Source organism: Limnohabitans sp., from assembly GCF_030158565.1.
Taxonomy (GTDB): Bacteria; Pseudomonadota; Gammaproteobacteria; order Burkholderiales; family Burkholderiaceae_C; genus Limnohabitans_A.
The window spans coordinates 1-1,820 of record NZ_JAOASQ010000006.1 but is presented as its reverse complement, the minus strand read 5'-3'; the positions used below and the strand labels follow the sequence as shown (position 1 = coordinate 1,820).

Sequence of the window (1,820 nt, the reverse complement as noted above, 5' to 3'; positions counted from 1 at the left end):
CTTGTGTTCGCAATCGGGGTCGCTGCACTCGTTGCATTGCCAGACGGTGCGGCCCTGGTTGATGCTGAACTGAGCCTGCTCCCGCAATTCACGCGCTGTGTCGTCTTCGCCGTGCAGACCCAAAGCCAGCAGGGCGTTGTTCAGCCGTTGATGACCCTGCCCATAGACCACACGGAAGGCGATTCCTCCATGCGCCAGCGCTTGCCTCACCAAGGTGTCCACCGGCCCACGCACATGGGGGCCATCGCGTTGCAGGCCATCGGCCACCCAGGGCAAATCCAGCCCGGTGACCAGCGTGATGTCGTACTGCGCTTGGTGCGCCAAAGCCATGGGGTACAGGCTGTCGTCCTCAAACAGCATGTGGCTGTACACCGCGGTCATGAGCGGGGTGGTGTCGGAGATGACCCAGCCTGGCGCGGCTTGTTCCACGGCTTGCGCCTGCGCTCGAGCAATGCCCAGTTGTTCATGCGCTTGGGGTGTGCGGCCTTCGCGTTCGCACCAGTTGCGCAAGACCTCGTCCACCGTGTGCACGGTGTGCCCACGCAGGCGAATGACTTCGGCCAGTGCTTGCGTCAGCCAGGACTTGCCGGTGCTTTCTGCGCCGATGATGGCGATGCGGCGCACGCTCATGCGCGTGCCTGCATGCGTGTTTGCCAGGCCCGCCAGCCCCACACGCTCATGAGCGTGAAAAGCGCGTACAGCAAGCACGTGAGCCACAGGCCTTTGTAGGCAAACAGAGTCACGCTGATGACGTTGACCACCAGCCAGACCAGCCAGTTCTCGATGTATTTGCGCCCCAGCAGGGCTTGGCCCACCAGACTCAAGGCGGTGGGCAGCGCGTCCCACCAGGCCACATCGCTGTCGGTGAAGTTTTGCAGCAGCAAGGCCAAAGCGGGCCACAACAGCACCGAGGTCAGCACGACCAGGCTCCAGCCCTTGCGTGACAAGCGCTGAATGACCAAAGCCGGTTGGGCATCGTCACCCGTGCGCAGCCATTGCCACCAGCCCCACAGGGCCAGCGCAGCAAACACCAGCTGCAAAGCGGCTTCGCCATACAAGAGGCTGTCTTTGAACACAAAAAAGTAGAGGAGGGCGCTGACGATGGCCAGCGGCCAGCTCCAGTGCAGCTCGCGGATGCTGCAGACCACCATCACCAAGCCCAGCACAAAGCCGGCGATCTCGGTGGGGGTCATCATTTGGCGATCTGAACGAAGATTTCGTTGGCCTTGACCATGCCCAGTTCTTGACGGGCTCGCTCTTCGACCATGCTCAAACCTTCTTTGAGGTCATTGACCTCGGCGTTGAGCTGCTCGTTGGTGCGCCGAGCTTCTTCGTTGGACGATTTTTGCTGCTGGAGCTCATGCTCCATCTTGGCCACATTGGGCAAACCGCCGCGCCCGAACCACAACTGAGCATTCACGATCACCAGCAAGGTGATCAGCACGATGGGGACGAGGCGGTTGCCCATGTTTCAGCTCAGCGCAGGTTGTAGAAGGCCGAGCGGCCTGGGTACACGGCCACGTCGCCCAGGTCTTCTTCGATGCGCAGCAGCTGGTTGTACTTGGCCATGCGGTCCGAGCGGCTCATGGAGCCGGTCTTGATCTGACCGGCGTTCAGGCCCACGGCGATGTCGGCGATGGTGCTGTCTTCGGTCTCGCCCGAGCGGTGGCTGATGACGGCGGTGTAACCGGCGCGCTTGGCCATTTCGATGGCTTCGAAGGTCTCGGTCAGGGTGCCGATCTGGTTGATCTTGATCAGGATCGAGTTGGCGATGCCTTTGTCGATGCCTTCTTTGAAGATCTTGGTGTTGGTCACGAACA

3 protein-coding genes and 1 pseudogene are annotated in these 1,820 nt (G+C 61.4%); all 4 read right to left on the bottom strand.

The features are described 5' to 3' along the window. A partial coding sequence (locus tag Q1W40_RS01140; protein WP_300708014.1) for an ATP-binding protein occupies positions 1–630 on the bottom strand: 630 nt, incomplete at its 3' end. Further along, complete coding sequence (gene pnuC, locus Q1W40_RS01135) at positions 627–1,196, bottom strand: nicotinamide riboside transporter PnuC (protein WP_300708012.1); 570 nt, start codon at positions 1,194–1,196, stop codon at positions 627–629. The genes pnuC and Q1W40_RS01140, both read right to left, overlap by 4 nt. After that, a complete protein-coding gene (ftsB, locus tag Q1W40_RS01130; protein ID WP_300708010.1) occupies positions 1,193–1,468 on the bottom strand; it encodes a cell division protein FtsB in 276 nt (91 codons plus the stop codon). The genes pnuC and ftsB overlap by 4 nt, the downstream gene beginning before the upstream one ends. Positions 1,469–1,476: 8 nt before the next feature. Continuing rightward, positions 1,477–1,820, bottom strand: a pseudogene (gene eno / locus Q1W40_RS01125) (phosphopyruvate hydratase); the annotation flags it as partial.